We start from the raw sequence: 17,364 nt of genomic DNA, 5'->3' as shown, positions 1-17,364 counted from the left end.
TGACCTGATCTGGCAGAAACGGAGGTAATCCCATGACAAGTGAAGAAAAGAAACTGTTGCAGGCAAAGCACCGCTTGGAGGAAGCCCAGGCACGGGACCGGGTGAAGGAACGAAAAGCACGGACAAGGCGGCTCATTCAGGAGGGTGCTGTGCTGGAAAAAGTGCTGCCGGAAGTACAGGCGGTAGGGCTTGATAATCTGGAAGAATACCTGCGGCGAAAGCTGGCAGGACACGATTGAAAACGGCTGGGAGGTCTCTGGGAAACCGGGGGCCTTCCTCTTTTTTATCCCGAAGGGGCGCACTTACTCACCACCTGCTAAAGCAGGCGGTGGTAGCCCTCCCATTGGTCGGGCACGTGCGCTCTCCGAGGGGGATTGCGGCTCCTGCGGGAGCCGTTGGACAAGGCTGCATTTCTGCCAAACTGCCAGCCTTGCCCATGCAGTCGGCGCAGGGGTTTCCGTTTTGGAAGCCCCTGTTCATGGGGTGGTAATTGCCACCCCATCCCGCCGTCTGCCTGCGTCAACCTGCCACCGGCAGCTTGACACAGATACAGGGGTGGAACGAATCGTTCCACCCCTGCTGGTGGTACGTCGCATTTCACGACGTACTGAGCGAAAACAAGGGTGCCCTGTTTCGGGGCACCCCTTTCAGAAAGGACAAGGTGATTTATGGCGATTTATCATTTGGAGGCCAAGATGGTCAGCCGTGGAGCTGGGCGCTCCGCCGTGGCGGCTGCGGCCTATCTGAGCTGTTCCCGGATGCTCAACGAGTATGACGGGGTGCAGCATGACTATACCCGTAAACAGGGGCTTGGGTGGCGGCAGGTTTTTCTGCCAGCCACCGCCCCCGCAGAATGGCAGGATCGGGAAACCCTGTGGAACGCCGTGGAGGAAACCGAAACCGCAAAGGACAGCCGCCTCGCCCGTGAATTTGTGGCGGCGCTGCCCATAGAACTGAGCCGGGAGGAACAAATTCAGCTCCTGCAAGATTTCATCAAGGAGCAGTTTGTAGCAGACGGAATGTGCGCCGATGCTGCCATCCATGACCCATATCCTCCCGGACACAATCCCCATGCCCACATCCTGCTGACAGTGCGCCCGCTGGATGAAAAGGGAAAATGGCAGTACAAGACCGAGAAAGAATATCTCTGTGTCAAAGACGGCGAGGAACGGGGCTTTACCGCCGCCGAGTTCAAGCAGGCACAGGCCGACGGATGGGAGAAGCAGTACCAGTATAAAGTAGGCAAAAAGAAGGTGTATATGACCCCGTCCGCAGCGCAGGCACAGGGTTATGAAAGGATATCTAAGTATCCCAAAAGCACCAAATATGGCAGGCAGAATCCCATCACGGAACGATGGAACAGCGACGAGCAGCTTGTCCTCTGGCGTCAGGCATGGGCGGATGTGACCAATCTTCATTTGGAGCGCACTGGGCACGAAGAACGCATCGACCACCGCAGCCATGCTGAGCGTGGCCTGCTGGAGCGGCCTACGGTCCATGAGGGTGTGGTTGCCAGAGCTATGGAGAAAAAGGGTATCATCTCTGACCGGTGCGAACTGAACCGGCAGATCAAGGCGGACAATGCCCTGCTCCGGGAGCTGAGAGGACAGGTCAAAAAGCTGGCGCAGGCAGTCAAAAATACCATCCCGGCACTTGCCGATGCCATGGAGAATCTGCGTAAAAATCTACTGCTGTTCTGCTATCAGCTGGGGTATCTCCGCAAGGGTAAGGAACGCCTGAACACTTCGCTGAATACGCTGCGCCCAGCCCTCGCACAGTACAATCAGGTTGCAAAGGACATTCGAGATAAGACGAAAGAACGCCGCAGCCTGCTTTCCGAGAAAAAGGCGCTCTCTGCTGTCCATGTGTTCCGGCACCGGGAACTGGCGGCTAAGATAGCGGCTCTGACGGAGGATTTGGAAGAACTGCGTTCGGAAAAGAATCTGCTTCTGGCGTCGTTGGCATATACCGAGGAAGATGCTGCCGAACAATTCCCTAAAGACATTGCCGCCATGGAGCAGAGCCTGAAACGGCTGGAAGAACGGGAACAGAAATATTCTGCCGAACTGGACGCTGCCCTGAACGAGTATGCCGGGCTTCGGGAGCAGGCACAGGGCTTCGATCCGGTGCAACTGTATGAAGCAAGGCAGGCCATCCGCCCCGGCAAGGAGCAGGAAGCGGAGAGCCGGGCACAGCAGGTCTACGGCGAAAAGTACAGCCCGCTTTTGATGTTTGACAGCAAAAAAACAGTTTCCCGGATGCTGCATGAGGATATGGAGCGGCAGGCAGTACGGAGAATGGTGCGCCAGGCGCAGAACGTCTCTCATAAGAAAAAATACAACGAGCAGGAACGATAGTCTGAAAGAACGTAGCAGGATGATTCATTAGCTTGGACTATATAAAAACGATTGACAAAAATATGCAACTATGCTACTCTTAAACAAAATATGAAGAAAGGGAAAGGTACAGTCAGCATGCGCATTCGCTAAGGATTTCACACAAACAGGATTCTGAAATGCAGAAGGGGTCTCAGACCCTTTGTTTGTGCTGGAACCGGGCGGATATTGCTGGGCCTTTCCGTTATGGGAATGGTCTGGAAATATGCGGCATTGTGTATTTCCAGGCTTTTTTGCGTCCAAACCGCCCTCCGGCGCCTTCTGCAAGGCAAAGGAGGTATTTTTATGTCCAAAATTTTGTTATCTGCAAACCACATTGTCCAATATTTTGGGGAACGAAAAATCCTGGAATTTGAAAAGCTAAATGTATATGAAGGGGATCATATTGGTATCGTAGGGGGTAACGGTGTTGGTAAAACCACTCTTCTGAATATCCTCTCTGGGGAATTGATCCCGGACGAAGGAAGTGTAATCCGGGAGGTGCCGGTGAGCTATTTTAAGCAGTTTCGGGATCGAGCGGAACAAGTGGATCTGCAAAAATGCCGTAAACTGGGGCTTACGGGGAAACTTTCTCGTGAACACTTAAGTGGCGGTGAGATGACCCGTTTGGGTCTGGCAGCTATGAATAAAGATTCTCTCTTAACCTTTGCTGATGAACCTACTGCTAATCTGGACGCTGACGGGGTGGAGCTTTGCTGCCAGATGCTGGAACAGTGTTCTACCCTATTACTCATCAGTCATGATCGGGCAGTTCTGAACCGATTGTGTACCCGCATCATTGAGGTAAGGGATGGATGTCTTTATTTTTACACGGGTAATTTCGCCGCTTACCACGAACAGCGAGAACAAGCATTCAAACGACAGGAATTTGAGTACCAGCAGTACCGTTCCGAAAAATCTCGACTGGAAAAAGCGGCCCGCCAGCGGAGCCAGGCCAGCAAAAGCGTCCGAAAAGCACCCAGCCGTATGGGAAATTCTGAAGCCCGCCTTCATAAACGAGCAGCAGGAGAAAAAATGGAGAAACTGGACAACACACGGAAAGCGATTTTATCTCGCCTGGAACAACTGGAGGTGAAAGAGAAACCACGGGAAATGACACAGGTGCGGATAGATTTTTCTCTCACAGATCCGCCTGCCAACCGGGAAATCGTCATGGGCGACCATATTACGTTCAGCTATGGGAAGAAACTGATTTTTGAAAATACCTCGTTTTCTCTACCAAAAGGGAGTAAAACTGCCTTGATTGGACCAAACGGAGCAGGAAAAACTACTCTCATGGAGCTGATTTGGTCTGGCGCAACAGGGATCCGCTTGGTTCCCAAAGCAAAGATAGGGTATTTCAAGCAAAGTCTGGATACCCTGGATTTAAGTAAAACGGTTTTGGAAAATGTTATGGAGACATCGGTTCAGAGCGAGAAAACCATGCGTGGGATACTGGCAAGGCTTTTAATCCGACGGGAGGATGTATTCAAAAAAGTGAGTGTCTTAAGCGGAGGCGAACGGGTCAAGCTGGCCTTTGCTAAACTGTTTGGCTCCCCGGCCAATCTGCTTTTATTGGATGAACCCACGAACTTTCTGGATATGCCCGCCATCGAGGCTTTGCAACAAATGGTAGAAGACTATGAGGGGACCGTTCTGTTTGTGTCCCATGATCGGACTTTTTCGGATGGTTGTGCCACCAGGATTCTGCGAATTGAGGGCAGAAAACTTATTTCTTTCGATGGAAACCTTACCGAGTGGGAGGAAAAGCAGATGGAGTCCAAATCAGAAAAGAAAATGGATAAACTTCTTCTGGAACTGCGGTTGGCAGATGTGATTTCACGCCTATCCACTCCTAACTGCCATAATAAAGAGGAACTGGAAAAGGAATTTGAACGGCTTATTGCTCAAAAGAACGCACTATAAAAAGCCAGGGGGGAATATAGACATATTGTGGGTTACTGCATACAAGTACTGCAATGTCAGCAGCTTCAAAACAATTTGTGACTGCATATCTGCGGAATATTGTTCTCAGCATATTCACCCCTTGACAAATCTCTTTCCAAATTGAAATCCTGACCCGCTATGCCAAAGAGCACGGTATCACGCATTATAAGATTTATAAGGATGACGGCTACTCGGGTACGAATTTCAACCGCCCCGGTTTTCTGGAAATGTTGGCCGATATTGAGGCCGGTATGGTGAGCATGGTAGTGGTAAAGGATATGTCCCGATTTGGCCGCAATTATTTGGAAGTGGGCCTTTACACGGAAATCCGTTTCCCGGAGTTGGGCGTCCGGTTTGTGGCCGTCAACGATGGCGTGGACAGCGACAATCAGATGGACAATGATTTTACCCCTTTCCGCAATATTATGAAGAACATAGGTTATTCAGGAAGGGTGTTCTGCTGAATCTAAGATTTTCGACAAAGTGAGGTAACTCGGTCGCAAAGTGTTTCCATCAAATGTTGGAAGTAACCCGGTTGTGGATACAGCCGGGCTTTTTATATCATACCGACAAAGCGGTAAAAGATTTTAATAAGAGCACCCTATGGCTACATAAGGGGGGCAGACGGGAACCTGATTATCGACGAGGAAGCCAGACCTAATGTGGAGTTGATTTTTCAACTATGTATTGAGGGCAACGGGCCGCGGAAAATCTCCCGCATCCTTGCGGAAAAGAAAATTCCCTCCCCGGCCACACTGGAATTTCAACGGACTGGCCACACCAAACGATACCACCCGGACACCCCATTTTATTGGCCGTCGGCAACGATTGCCTGTATGCTGAAGCAAGATACCTACCTGGGGCAAACAACAAATTTCAAGACATTCAAGCCGTCATATAAGAGCAAGCGGATGATAAAAAATCCGCCAGAAAAGCAGGTGACATTTGAGAACACGCACCCGGCCGTTATTGACCGGGACACCTGGGATATGGCGCAAAAGGAATTGTCCCAGCGCCACCGCCCAACCAGGACGGGCGAAATGGCCCTATTCTCTGGCCTGGTCTATTGTGCCGACTGCGGTTCAAAAATGTACCACCGCCGATCCGCCGGGTGGACATACGAGCAGGAATGTTACACCTGTCCCGCTACCCAAAACCGGATCAAATGCACCGCTCATTATATTAGGGTGGTTGTATTGGAGCAGCTTGTTTTGCAGAACTTACAGCGAGTGATGGCCTATGTCAAGGATGACGAGGACGAGTTTGTGCGACGAGTAATGCAAAACAAATTGTCCGCACAAATGGCTGAACAGGAGCAGGCAAAGCGGCAGTTGGAAAAGCAGTTACGACGGATCGCAGAATTGGACTCCATCATCCAGCGGCTTTACGAAGATCATGTAACAGGCAAACTTACCGAGGAGCGGTTTACCAAATTATCCAGGGGCTATGAACAGGAACAAGCCGATTTGAAAAGTTCAGTAGAAAGCCTGCGGGAACTTGTCAGCACAATGGAAACGGAAGAAGTTAATATCCAGAGCTTTTTGAAAATCGTGCGGAAGTACACCGAACCCACAGAGTTGACACCACTCCTCCTTCACGAATTTGTGGAGAAAATTGTTGTCCATGCTCCTGACAGGTCAAACGGGCGCAGGGTGCAACAGATTGATGTGCATTATAATTTTATCGGAGAAATTGACTTGTCCCCGGAGTACATCAAAACAAATACCTAAGTACCAGACCATCCCACACAGATTGCAATATACATTTATGAGTGATTTCCTTCGTGAAAGCGGATGCTGGGCAGTCCAGCCTTTTTCAGCAGCATTTTCAAGTGACTGTATACGGTGTTGGGATTGGCGGGCTGCCATTGATGGAGCGGATCGCTGACATCACCCCATCCGTCATATCAGTGACAACCGCTCAATTCGTCCGCAGCGCCCACTTTCCATGTTTACAGTTTCCTTTGCAGGTACACCATATCCACCAGCCGCATCCCACACTCGTAGATGGGGTGGTCGTAGTGGTCGGTGAAAAAGTTCTTGACCAGATGATGCCTGCGAAAGCCGCAGGATTCATAAAACGGGATGGTGGAAGGGCTGTCTCCGGTGCCCACCTGCAGCACCGCATACTGTCCTGTGTAGGTTCGGACGAGAAAGTCCACTATGGCTTTTCCATAGCCCTTGCCCTGAGCGGCAGGCTCCACAGCGATGTTCTTCAGCTCCAGGATACCGTTTCCTTCGTAGGTTACCACGCATACCGCCTTGACGCCGTCATCCACTAGCACATACATGGTCCCACGCTCCAGATAGCGGTCCACCATGTCCTCCTGTTCGTCGGCCAGCAGCAGTAAATCCAGGTATCTCTTTTTATCGGTCTCTACTTTTCTGATTTCCATAGGCACACCTTATTTTTTCAGAAGCCGCTTCAGCGCGGCGGCGTCCAGCAGATTTACCGTCACGAACTTTCCCTGATAGAATACCGCCCAGTTATTGAACACACAGGGCAAGGCCTTAGCCTTCTCCAAGGTGTCCACCGAAACGAGGGTGCAGGGTGTCTCCAGTTCTTCGCAGGTTTTGCGTACCAACTCCACGCTCTGATGGATGTAGGGACACTGGGAACTGTAATAGATGGTCAACTCCTGATCCTCAATCGCCTGCCGTTTGGCGTTCTCCCCGAAGCGGGGCTTCGTCCCGTCAAAGGAGAGGGCCAGCAGCCGGTAGCCGTCCGGGGTGGTATCCACCGTTTCAAATCCATACTTCTCTGCGAAGGCCTGGTCTGAGAGCCAGGCCTTTTGCTTTTCCGCCCCCAGCATACACACCCCAGACTTCCCCTTGGCCCTGGCATCGGACAGGCAGTACTCCATTAGTTGCCTGCCGTAGCCCTTGCCCTTGAACTCACCGCTGACCCACAAGCAGTAAATATAGAGGTAGTTATCCCCTTCCACCGGCACCCAGGCAGTCTCCAGCGGAGCATACTCGATGAACACCACGCCCTTGGCGTTCAGCCTGCGGAACACATGTCCCTCCCGGAGCCGCTCCCGGAGCCAGACCCGCTTGACCTCCACGCCAGGGTGAGGCTTCTTGCTGCGGATGATGCAGCACAGGTGCTCCCGATCCAGATTTTCTTCTGTTAGATTGAGAAACTGATCCTCCATGTCCGCTACCTCCCGGAAAATCTGCCTCCATGATACCATGCCCTCCACGGCAAGACAATCCCAGATCCCACCGGCAAAAGTTTTTCTCTAAGATAAACATGACAGACAGTTGTCGTGTCCCTATGCTATAATGCAGACAGAAATGCGAAAGGCGGTGTACCCCATGAAGATGGAGCGGCTCATTGGCATCCTGTCCATTTTGCTTCAGCGGGAGAAGGTCACCGCCCCGGAGCTGGCAGAGCAGTTCGAAGTGTCCAGGCGGACCATCCAGCGGGACATCGAATCGCTGTGTCGGGCGGGCATCCCTATCGCCACGGCTCAGGGGGCTGGGGGCGGCATCTCCATCATGGAGGGCTACCGAGTGGACCGGACGGTGCTCACCGCTCCGGAGATGCAGGCTATTCTGGCGGGGCTGCGGAGTTTGGACAGTGTCAGCGGCACCCGGCGCTACGCCCAACTGATGGAGAAACTGTCCGCCGGGACAGACAGCCTGATGCCCGGCGGCACCCACATGCTTATCGACCTCTCCTCCTGGTACAAGACAAGCCTGCCGCCAAAAATTGAGCTTATCCAAGATACCATCGAGCAACACCGCGCCATTCGTTTCACCTACTTCTCTCCCAAAGGGGAATCGGTTCGCACCGTGGAGCCCTGTTACCTGGTGTTCCACTGGTCCACCTGGTATGTGTGGGGCTGGTGCCGGATGCGTGAGGATTTCCGCATGTTCAAATTGAACCGCATGACGGAGCTCACCACTGGGGAACCCTTTGATCCTCGGTCCGCACCCCTACCCGACCTGGAGCCAGAACAGATCTTTCCAATCAAGTATCAGGTGACTATTCTCTTTCATCCGTCCTGCCGCTGGCGGCTGGTGGAGGAATACGGGGCGGACTGCTTTACCGCGGAGTCGGACGGGCGGCTGCGCTTCACAGGTGGCTTTCCCGATGCCGACAGCGTGCTCAGCTGGGTGCTCACCTTCGGAGACAAGGCGGAGCTGCTGAAACCAGAGGAGCTGCGGGAGCGGCTTGGTGCGTTGACAAAAGTACTGGCCGACCGCTACAGGAGGGATTAGTATGGCCTCTCATCAGGACTTTGTGGACTATGTGGCCGAGCAGCTGCGGGAGGCGGGTGCCATCCGCAGTCGGAAGATGTTCGGTGAATATGGTGTCTACTGCGACGGCATATTTTTCGCCGTCATCTGCGACGACCGGCTTTTTATAAAGGTCACCCCGGCGGGTGAAGCGGCATTTCCAAATCTACCCAAGGCCCCGCCCTATGAGGGGGCGAAGGACTACATCTGGGTGGAGGATGTGGACGACCGGGACGCCATGACCGCCCTTACCCGCCTCACCTGTCTGGCCCTTCGGGCCCAGCCAAAGAAAAGGAGGAAATAGCCGTGGCCTTCGACTATAAGAAGGAGTATAAGGAGTTCTACATGCCCCCTAAAAAACCCGGTATCGTCACCGTACCCGCCATGAACTTTCTGGCGGTGCAGGGGCAGGGCGATCCCAACGAGGAGGGCGGCGCTTACAAGCAGGCCCTGGAACTGCTTTACGCTGTGGCCTACACCATCAAAATGAGCAAGATGGGACAGCATCGTCTGGAGGGCTACTTCGACTATGTGGTGCCGCCTCTGGAGGGTTTGTGGTGGCAGGAGGAGGTTCACGGTGTGGACTATTCCCGCAAGGCGGATTTCCGGTGGGTCTCCCTCATCCGCCTGCCTGAGTTTGTGACAGAAGAGGCCTTCCGCTGGGCTATCCGGGAGGTCACGGAGAAGAAACAGCGGGACTTTTCCAAGGTGAAGTTCTTCTCCTGGGAGGAGGGTCTGTGCGTCCAATGCATGCACATTGGCACCTATGACAATGAGCCCGCCACCGTGGCAGCCATGGAGGAGTACGCCAAGGATCAGGGCTATGAGGCGGATTTCAGAGAAGGGCGTTTCCACCACGAGATCTATTTGAGCGATGTGCGGCGGTGCAAGCCGGAAAAACTGAAAACCGTCATCCGGCAGCCGGTAAGGAGGATACCATGAAAGGTTTTACCAGGGAAGAGACCCGCTTCTCCCTCTGCGGACTCAACTGCGCCCTGTGCTCCATGTGCCTGGGCGGCTACTGTCCCGGCTGTGGCGGCGGGGCGGGCAACCAGAGCTGCGCCATCGTCAAATGCTCCCTTCAGCACGGCGGGGTTCAATTTTGCTGGGAGTGCCCGGAGTATCCCTGTTCCCGTTATGAAGGTTTTAATGATGGGGATTCCTTTGTCCCCCACCGGAACCGGCAGCAGGACATCGCCCTGGCCCGGGAGATTGGGCTGGAAGCCTACCTGACCCAGTTGGAGGAAAAACGGGCCATCCTGGACGAACTTCTGGCCCATTACAACGATGGCCGCCGCAAAACGCTTTTCAATATAGTAGCTTATCTCCTGCCTCTTGAGGATCTGCGCTCCGTGATGTCCGCACTGTCCAGTCGGCCGGAATTGGAAGGCCAACAAATCAAGGAGCAGGCCCTCGCCGCTGTGGATCTGCTCCAGGAAGCGGCGAACCGCCGGGGCATCAACCTGAAACTGAACAAGAAACTGAAGAGGGGGTGAGTTTATGCCGACTGTCAAGGTGACTGTCCACTTCCCCTGCCCAGTGGAACGGGTGTGGCAGGCCGTGACCGACCTCACGAATACCGCCTGGCGCAGCGATCTTAAACGGGTGGAGATGCTGGACGAGACCCACTTTGTGGAGTACACCAAAAGCGGCTATGCCACGAACTTCACCGTCACGGCCTGTGAGCCCCTTCGCCGCTGGGTTTTCATCATGGAAAACGGTAACATGTCCGGCCTCTGGGAGGGGGTCTTTGAGACAGTGGAGAGGGGCACACGGATCCATTGCACCGAAACCGTCAACGCCAGGCACTGGTGGATGCGCCCCTTTGTCCCCGGCTATCTGAAGCGGCAACAGAGACTGTATCTGGACGATTTGCGGAAGGAATTGCTAAAATAAGGCGTGTTAATCTATGTTGCTTGCGGCAACGGGCCGCTTTCCCTACAATGGGGTCGAAAGAAGTAAGCCAACATACTTAACGAAAACATCAAAGCACTTCGGAAATCCAAGGGGCTTTCCCAGCAAGACCTTGCCGACAAGATGAATGTGGTACGGCAGACCATCTCAAAATGGGAGCAGGGATTGTCTGTCCCCGATTCCGATCCACTCATCGCCCTGTCGGGAGGCTCTGGAGACTCCCGTGAGCACCCTGCTGGGAGAGGCGGTAGAGAAGATACGGCGGCAGATACCGTCAAAGCCCTCTCGGAAAAGCTGGAGATCATCAACCTGCAGTTTGCCGGGGAAACTCCATGCGGTGCTCGGCCCTCCACTGGGGGCTCGTTGCGGTGTGCGTGGGTATTCCCGTATCATAGCATAGCTCCGCATTGTGGGCAACCGCTCCCCATGTTCCAAATCCGGAACTTGTGGTATAATGAAGCACCATAAACCGAATGGAAGCACAAACGATGAGGGCCAAATATGAAACACATTTTTCTTTTAGAGGATGACGAGACCATGGGACGTGGAATCGCTATGGCTCTGACAGGGACAGATACATCCGTCACCTGCCGTTCCACCTTGACCCAGGCCCGGGAAACGCTGGCGGAGGAGCGCTTTGACCTGCTGATCCTGGATGCCAATCTCCCCGACGGCAGCGGCCTGGACCTGCTGCGGCAGGTGCGTACGAATGGGGACGCCACCCCGGTGATCCTGCTCACCGCCAACGACTTAGAGCTGGACGAGGTCACCGGGCTGGAGGCCGGGGCGGACGACTACATCACCAAGCCCTTCTCCCTGGCGGTCCTCCGGGCCAGAGTGAACGCCCAGCTCCGGCGGGGCACACCTCAGCTCTTCCCTGCCCTGTCCATAGGCCCCTTTACCTTTGATTTTGACCGAATGGACTTCCGCCGGGACGGAACCGCCGTGGAACTGAGCAAAACGGAGCAACGCCTCCTGCGGGTGCTGGTGGAAAATCGGGGCCATGCCGTGCCCAGGGCCATGCTGGTGGACCGGGTATGGACGGACGGCGCGGAATTTGTGGAGGAAAACGCCCTGTCCGTCACGGTCAAGCGGCTGCGGAGCAAGCTGGAGTCTGACCCCTCCAAGCCGGAATATCTGAAAACGGTATATGGCATCGGCTACACCTGGGCGGTGAAGTCATGACAGGATATGTGATCGCAGGCGTAGCCCTGTTGCTGGCCCTGGCTGTGGTCGCCTATGACCGGTGGCGGACTGTCCGCACTATGAGGCGGCTGGACGACATGCTCACCGCGGCCATGAACGGCAGTTTTTCAGAAAAAAGCTTTGACGAGAGCTGCCTCTCCGCTCTGGAGAGCCGATTGGCCCGGTATCTGGCGGCCAGCGCCCTGTCCGAACGGAATGTGCAGGAGCAGAAGGATCAGATCAGCGTCCTGATCTCCGACATCTCCCACCAGACCAAAACCCCGGTGGCCAATCTTCAGCTCTATGCCCAGCTGCTCTCCGAGCAGCCCCTCACACCTCGGGGGAAGGACTGTGCCGCAGCCATCTCCGCCCAGGCGGAGAAGCTCCAGACCCTCATCGAGGCTTTGGTCAAGACCTCCCGCCTGGAGACGGGGATTCTGGCTCTCCACCCCCAACTCGGCGAGATTACCCCGGTGGTGGAGCGGGCCGCTGCCCAGTATGCCCCAAAAGCGGCGGAAAAGGGCATCATTCTGACCATCCGGCAGGCAGAGGGCTCCGCCGTCTTTGACCTCAAGTGGACAGAGGAGGCGGTGTGCAACCTCCTGGACAATGCCCTGAAATACACACCCTCCGGCGGGACGGTAACAGTGGAGGTCAAAAACTATGAGCTATTCTCCGCCATCCGGGTGAGCGATACCGGGCCCGGCATTCCCGAGGCGGAACAGGCCAAGATTTTCGGGCGTTTTTACCGTGCTCCCGGTGCTTATCAGGCCGAGGGCGTAGGCATCGGTCTCTACCTCACCCGGCAGATCGCGGAGAGGCAAGGCGGCTATGTAAAGTTGGAGAGCACACCTGGAAAGGGAAGCACATTTTCACTCTATATCCCCCGAGAGGCATAGGGAAGCGGCACACAGGAGGAATACGCTGTGAGAAATGAATATGAAAACGAAGCTTTTTTCCAGCAATACGCACAGATGTCCCGCAGCCGGGAAGGGCTTCCCGCAGCGGGAGAGTGGCACCAACTCAAGCCCCTTTTCCCGCCGCTGGAGGGGAAGGCCGTACTGGATCTGGGCTGCGGCTATGGGTGGCACTGTAAGTTCGCCGTGGAGCAGGGCGCCCGGGAGGTGCTGGGCATTGATCTAAGTCAGAAAATGATCGAGGAGGCCAAGCGGCGCAACTATGGGGAAGGTATTCTTTATCGAGTGTGCGGTATCGAGGAATATGAATATCCGGAGGCCGCATGGGACTGCGTGGTTTCCAACCTGGCGCTGCATTACATTGAGGACCTGAACTCCATTTTTGAAAAAGTTCATCGGACACTGAAAAAGGATGGAATCTTTTTATTCAACATCGAGCACCCTGTCTTTACCGCCGGTGTGGGACAGGATTGGGCCTACGGGAAAGATGGTACGCCGCTGTACTGGCCCATCGATCAGTATTTCATGCCCGGGGAGCGCATCACCCACTTTCTGGGCTGCGAGGTTCGCAAGCAGCACCATACCCTCACCCAGATCCTGATGGGACTGCTGCACAGTGGCTTTGTCCTGGAAGCGGTGGAAGAAGCGGAACCTTCTGTGGAAATGCTGGACATTCCCGGTATGCGGGACGAGCTGCGCCGGCCCATGATGCTGTTGGTGCGGGCCAGAGCGATACATTGATGGAGCCGGGCCGGACTTCTTTCAAAACTGTCACATTCTCGAAAGTACCAGGACAGATTTCCATGTTAAAGTCTGTATTGTCAAAAGACGGTACAGACTTTTTCTTTGGAGGAGAGCAGTCATGACAATCTTGCAGACCCATGATCTGAAAAAATACTACGGCGCCGGGGACACCCAGGTAAAGGCTCTGGACGGTGTGGATCTGAGCATCGAACAGGGAGAGTTTGTGGCCATTGTGGGCACCTCCGGCTCCGGCAAGTCCACCCTGCTCCACATGCTGGGCGGGCTGGACCGTCCCACCTCCGGCACCGTCACCGTGGACGGTAAGGACATCTTCGCCCTGAAGGACGAGGCCCTGACCATCTTCCGCCGCCGGAAGATCGGCTTTGTGTTCCAGTCCTACAACCTTGTGCCGGTGCTCAGCGTGTGGGAGAACATCGTTCTGCCCATTCAGCTGGACGGAGCCAAGGTGGATGAGGCCTATGTTCAGGAGGTTATCGCCACCCTGGGACTGGAGAAGAAATTGCAGAATCTGCCCAATCAGCTCTCCGGCGGCCAGCAGCAGCGGGTGGCCATCGCCCGGGCCCTGGCCACCAAGCCCGCCATTCTGCTGGCCGACGAGCCCACCGGCAACCTGGACAGCAAAACCAGCCAGGATGTGCTCAGTCTGATGAAGGTGACCGGGCAGAAGTTCGCCCAGACCATGGTGATGATCACCCATAACGAGGAGATCGCCCAGATGGCCGACCGTATCGTCCGCATCGAGGACGGACGGATCGTGGCGCGGTAAGGAGGAGATCATTATGAAAGTCTCCAACCGGGGCTGCATCCGCCGTCTAAGTTTCCGCGCCTTGCTGGCCAACCGCACCCGCAATCTGGTGGCGGTGCTGGCCATCGCACTGACGGCGGTGCTTTTCACCTCTCTCTTTACCATTGCTCTCTCCATCAATGAGGGCATCCAACAGAACAACTTCCGCCAGGCGGGGGGCTGGAGCCACGGCTCCTTCAAGTATCTTACCGAGGAACAGTTTGAGGAGTTGAAGGACGCCCCTCTCATTGACCAGTGGGGCCTGCGCCGGTTTTTAGGTATGCCCACAGAGGTTCCCTTCAACAAATCCCATGTGGAGATCGGCTACTCCGACGCCAACGAGGCTCATTGGGGCTACTGCGACCCGGTGGAGGGCCGCCTTCCCCAGGAGGGTACCGACGAGGCGGCCACCGACACCCATGTGCTGGAGCTGCTGGGAGTGGAGCCGGAGATCGGCGCAGAATTCACAGTTACCTTTGAGGTGGACGGACATGAGACCACCCAGACCTTTACCCTGTGCGGCTGGTGGGAGTACGACGAAGCTGTTGTTGCCAACCATATCCTCATCCCTGAAAGCCGGGTGGACGCCGTTCTGGCAGAAGTGGGCGTAACCCCGCCGGGCAGCGACGGCATGACGGGCAGCTGGAACCTGGATGTGATGCTCAAAAACGGCGCCCGCTCCATCGCCTCTGATCTGGAGGAGATCCTGGCCAACCACGGCTATCAGTCGGAAACGCCTGGAGAAACCTATATTTCCACCGGCGTCAACTGGGGCTACACCGGGGCGCAGCTTTCAGACAAGCTGGATCCCACCGTGGTGGCCATCATTGTGGGTGTGCTGGTCCTCATTCTGCTCACCGGGTATCTTATCATCTACAATGTGTTCCAGATCTCCGTGGCGGGGGACATCCGCTTCTACGGCCTGCTGAAAACTATCGGCACCACACCCCGGCAGCTTCGGCGGATCATCCGCACCCAGGCTCTGCTTCTCTCCCTCATCGGCATTCCCATTGGACTGCTGCTAGGCTGGCTGCTGGGCGGCGTGCTCACCCCTGTCATTGTCGCACGGCTGGATGGCGTGACCAGTGTGGTCTCGGTAAGCCCTCTTCTCTTTGTGGGTTCGGCCATCTTTGCTCTGGTAACGGTGCTTATCTCCTGCCGCCGCCCCGGCCGTCTGGCGGGCAAGGTCTCTCCGGTGGAGGCGGTGCGCTACACCGAGGGCAAGGCGCTGAAGCGGAGGGGCAAGCGAAGCGGCAAAGGCGTATCCCTGCTGTTCATGGCCTGGGCTAATCTGGGCCGCAGCCGGGGCAAGACCTTCCTTACGGTGCTGTCCCTGACTCTGGCTGTGGTGCTGCTCACCCTGACGGTCACCTTTACCGGCGGCTTTGACATGGACAAATATGTGTCCAGCTTCACCGCCAGCGACTTTATTCTGGCCGACGCGGGCCAATTCCAGACCGGCGGGGACAGCTTCAACGACGAGATGGGGGTGCCGGAGGAGGTCATTGCTGCCGTGGATGCCCAGGGCGGTATGACCGGCAGCGGCCGTGTGTATGGCAAGACGGCTCCGGCGCTGGAATTCGTCACCGAGGAATACTATCGCTCCATGTGGAGCCGCTGGAACACCCAGGAGCAGCTGGACAGCATGGTAGCCTTCAAGGACCGCACCGAGGACGGCCTTCTGGCGGATCGGGTACAGCTCTACGGCATGGAGCCCTTTGCGCTGGACCATCTGACGGTGCTGGAGGGGGACCTCTCCAAGCTGGATGACCCTGACGGGAACTATGTCGCCGCCGTGTACAGCACCGATGACTACGGCAAAGCGGAGCTGAGCAGTCACTGGGCCCGGCTGGGGGATACGGTGACCATCCGCTATGTAGAGGAGTTTGAATACTACAATCCCATCACCGGGGAAGTCTTCGGTCCTCTGGAGCGTGTGCCCGAAGGGGCCGCTTACGCCGAGCGGGCGATCCAGTACCGGGATGTGGATTACACCGTTGCCGCCCTGGTGACGGTGCCGTCCGCTCTGAGCTACCGCTACTACGGCGCCGACGAGTTCGTCATGGGAGCGGAAACCTTTCTCCGGGATACGGAAACTGACTGCGTCATGTACTACGCCTTCGACACCACGGAGGAGGCCAACGCCGCCATGGAGGCCTTTCTCAAGGACTACACGGAAAACGAGAACCCTCAGTTTGACTACGAGAGCAAGGCTACCTATGCCGGAGAATTTGAGAGCACCCGAAGCATGTTCCTCCTGCTGGGGAGTGCCCTCAGCTTCATCGTAGGGCTGGTGGGTGTGCTCAACTTCTTCAACGCCATCCTCACGGGCATCACCGCCCGCCGCCGGGAGCTGGCGGTGCTCCAGTCCATCGGCATGACTGCCCGGCAGCTGCGGACCATGCTGGCTCTGGAGGGACTGTTCTATACCATGGGCGCGGCGCTCCTGGCCCTGGCGCTGATCGTGGTCACGGCCCCCTTCGTAGGTCCCGCCCTCAATGGACTGATTTGGTTTTTTACCTATCACTTTACCATCTGGCCCATCGCCGTGGTGCTGCCTCTGTTCGGCGCCCTGGGTATCCTCATCCCGGTGCTCAGCTGCCGTGTAGCCCAGCGCCATTCCGTAGTGGAGCGCCTGCGGCAGGAATAAAATGCAGAGCCCCAAACAAGTCAACCGCAAGCGACATTTTGGCGCCCCTTGACAGGGGTAACTTTGCAGGTGTCTGAAACCCCGGCAAATATTGTTTCGTCAGTATCTGCCGGGGACTTCTTTTTACCTCACACACCTTTAGTGGCGGACTGATCTTCCGGCGGGGTGAGTTCCACACAGCCAATGTCATTGTAAGGGTGATAAATTGGTGATGATGGTGCGGGTCTTCCCGTTTCCCATGTCCAGTATCATCTGCTGGAAGCCGGGGCGGTTGAAACTGCCCCCGGAATAGCCGTCATCCACATAAAAGCGAGGGTTGGGGAAACGGTGCCCCCATGCGTACCGCTCCAGGATATTCCGCTGGCTCTGGATGCTGTTGGATACTCCGTCCACCCCGTCATCCTGGCTGGGACAGCAGTACAGGGCGGTAATCTCATTCTGGGTTGATTGTTTCCCTTTCTCTTGTCAAACCGTTTAGGGCTTGTTTGAAAAATAAAAGTTGCACAAAAGGAGCAGATATGCGAAACTAGAGGTATGAAATGCTATGAATTAACAACAGAACAATGGGAACGTGTCAAACCTC

General features: G+C 55.6%; 17 protein-coding genes and 2 pseudogenes. 16 read left to right on the top strand and 3 right to left on the bottom strand.

The features are described 5' to 3' along the window. Window positions 1-32 precede the first annotated feature (32 nt). The 5 genes and pseudogenes from B5F88_RS15255 (at window position 33) to B5F88_RS15235 (ending at window position 6,052) form a co-directional block, all read left to right on the top strand. The gene (locus B5F88_RS15255; protein ID WP_002596142.1) at window positions 33-239 is read left to right on the top strand and encodes a hypothetical protein; all 207 of its coding nucleotides are present in this window, start codon (window positions 33-35) and stop codon (window positions 237-239) included. 429 nt (window positions 240-668) lie between these two features. Continuing rightward, complete coding sequence (gene mobQ / locus B5F88_RS15250) at window positions 669-2,357, top strand: MobQ family relaxase (protein WP_087347852.1); 1,689 nt, start codon at window positions 669-671, stop codon at window positions 2,355-2,357. Between the two features lie 324 nt (window positions 2,358-2,681). After that, window positions 2,682-4,301, top strand: a complete 1,620-nt coding sequence (gene abc-f / locus B5F88_RS15245) for a ribosomal protection-like ABC-F family protein (protein ID WP_087347850.1) — start codon at window positions 2,682-2,684, stop codon at window positions 4,299-4,301. A gap of 128 nt (window positions 4,302-4,429) precedes the next feature. Continuing rightward, window positions 4,430-4,747: pseudogene (locus tag B5F88_RS15240) on the top strand (recombinase family protein); the annotation flags it as partial. Window positions 4,748-4,906: 159 nt separating this feature from the next. Next, window positions 4,907-6,052 carry a DUF4368 domain-containing protein gene (locus B5F88_RS15235; protein WP_343286475.1) on the top strand — a complete coding sequence of 382 codons (1,146 nt, stop codon included), beginning with the start codon at window positions 4,907-4,909 and terminating at the stop codon, window positions 6,050-6,052. Window positions 6,053-6,273: 221 nt separating this feature from the next. Here B5F88_RS15235 and B5F88_RS15230 read toward each other — a convergent pair whose 3' ends face one another. Both B5F88_RS15230 and B5F88_RS15225 read right to left on the bottom strand, forming a co-directional pair. Further along, on the bottom strand, window positions 6,274-6,717 hold the full coding sequence (locus B5F88_RS15230) for a GNAT family N-acetyltransferase (RefSeq protein ID WP_087347845.1): 444 nt from the start codon (window positions 6,715-6,717) through the stop codon (window positions 6,274-6,276). A gap of 9 nt (window positions 6,718-6,726) precedes the next feature. Then, window positions 6,727-7,476, bottom strand: coding sequence for a GNAT family N-acetyltransferase (locus B5F88_RS15225; protein WP_087347843.1), 750 nt, complete (start codon window positions 7,474-7,476; stop codon window positions 6,727-6,729). Between the two features lie 163 nt (window positions 7,477-7,639). Here B5F88_RS15225 and B5F88_RS15220 point away from each other — a divergent pair, with 163 nt between their 5' ends. The 11 genes and pseudogenes from B5F88_RS15220 to B5F88_RS15170 all read left to right on the top strand — a co-directional run bounded on the left by B5F88_RS15220 (window position 7,640) and on the right by B5F88_RS15170 (window position 16,781). After that, on the top strand, window positions 7,640-8,548 hold the full coding sequence (locus B5F88_RS15220) for a YafY family protein (protein ID WP_087347841.1): 909 nt from the start codon (window positions 7,640-7,642) through the stop codon (window positions 8,546-8,548). A 1-nt stretch (window position 8,549) separates the two neighbouring features. Beyond that, window positions 8,550-8,870: a TfoX/Sxy family protein gene (locus B5F88_RS15215; RefSeq protein WP_087347839.1), complete on the top strand. Its 321-nt coding sequence runs from the start codon at window positions 8,550-8,552 to the stop codon at window positions 8,868-8,870. A 2-nt stretch (window positions 8,871-8,872) separates the two neighbouring features. After that, window positions 8,873-9,508 (top strand): GyrI-like domain-containing protein, encoded by a 636-nt coding sequence (locus tag B5F88_RS15210; protein ID WP_087347836.1) that lies wholly within the window; start codon window positions 8,873-8,875, stop codon window positions 9,506-9,508. After that, complete coding sequence (locus B5F88_RS15205) at window positions 9,505-10,062, top strand: DUF3795 domain-containing protein (RefSeq protein WP_087347834.1); 558 nt, start codon at window positions 9,505-9,507, stop codon at window positions 10,060-10,062. Before B5F88_RS15210 ends, B5F88_RS15205 begins: the two co-directional genes overlap by 4 nt. Before the next feature lie 4 nt (window positions 10,063-10,066). Further along, entirely contained in the window at window positions 10,067-10,462 is a 396-nt protein-coding gene (locus B5F88_RS15200; RefSeq protein ID WP_087347832.1) for an SRPBCC family protein, read from the top strand. A 72-nt stretch (window positions 10,463-10,534) separates the two neighbouring features. Next, window positions 10,535-10,854: pseudogene (locus B5F88_RS15195) on the top strand (helix-turn-helix transcriptional regulator); the annotation flags it as partial. Window positions 10,855-10,981: 127 nt separating this feature from the next. Beyond that, window positions 10,982-11,665 (top strand): response regulator transcription factor, encoded by a 684-nt coding sequence (locus tag B5F88_RS15190; protein WP_087347830.1) that lies wholly within the window; start codon window positions 10,982-10,984, stop codon window positions 11,663-11,665. Beyond that, window positions 11,662-12,564 carry a HAMP domain-containing sensor histidine kinase gene (locus tag B5F88_RS15185; RefSeq protein ID WP_087347828.1) on the top strand — a complete coding sequence of 301 codons (903 nt, stop codon included), beginning with the start codon at window positions 11,662-11,664 and terminating at the stop codon, window positions 12,562-12,564. The genes B5F88_RS15190 and B5F88_RS15185 overlap by 4 nt, the downstream gene beginning before the upstream one ends. Window positions 12,565-12,591: 27 nt before the next feature. After that, a complete protein-coding gene (locus B5F88_RS15180; protein ID WP_087347826.1) occupies window positions 12,592-13,323 on the top strand; it encodes a class I SAM-dependent methyltransferase in 732 nt (243 codons plus the stop codon). Window positions 13,324-13,444: 121 nt separating this feature from the next. Further along, on the top strand, window positions 13,445-14,113 hold the full coding sequence (locus tag B5F88_RS15175) for an ABC transporter ATP-binding protein (RefSeq protein WP_087347824.1): 669 nt from the start codon (window positions 13,445-13,447) through the stop codon (window positions 14,111-14,113). 13 nt (window positions 14,114-14,126) lie between these two features. Continuing rightward, window positions 14,127-16,781, top strand: coding sequence for an ABC transporter permease (locus tag B5F88_RS15170; RefSeq protein WP_087347822.1), 2,655 nt, complete (start codon window positions 14,127-14,129; stop codon window positions 16,779-16,781). Window positions 16,782-16,967: 186 nt separating this feature from the next. Here B5F88_RS15170 and B5F88_RS15165 read toward each other — a convergent pair whose 3' ends face one another. Beyond that, window positions 16,968-17,204 (bottom strand): recombinase family protein, encoded by a 237-nt coding sequence (locus tag B5F88_RS15165; protein WP_275532943.1) that lies wholly within the window; start codon window positions 17,202-17,204, stop codon window positions 16,968-16,970. Window positions 17,205-17,364 lie beyond the last annotated feature (160 nt).

The sequence above is a fragment of the Flavonifractor sp. An306 genome (assembly GCF_002159455.1).
Classification (GTDB): domain Bacteria; phylum Bacillota; class Clostridia; order Oscillospirales; family Oscillospiraceae; genus Flavonifractor.
The sequence above is the reverse complement of the archived record's forward strand: the minus strand, read 5'-3'. Positions and strand labels throughout refer to the sequence as shown.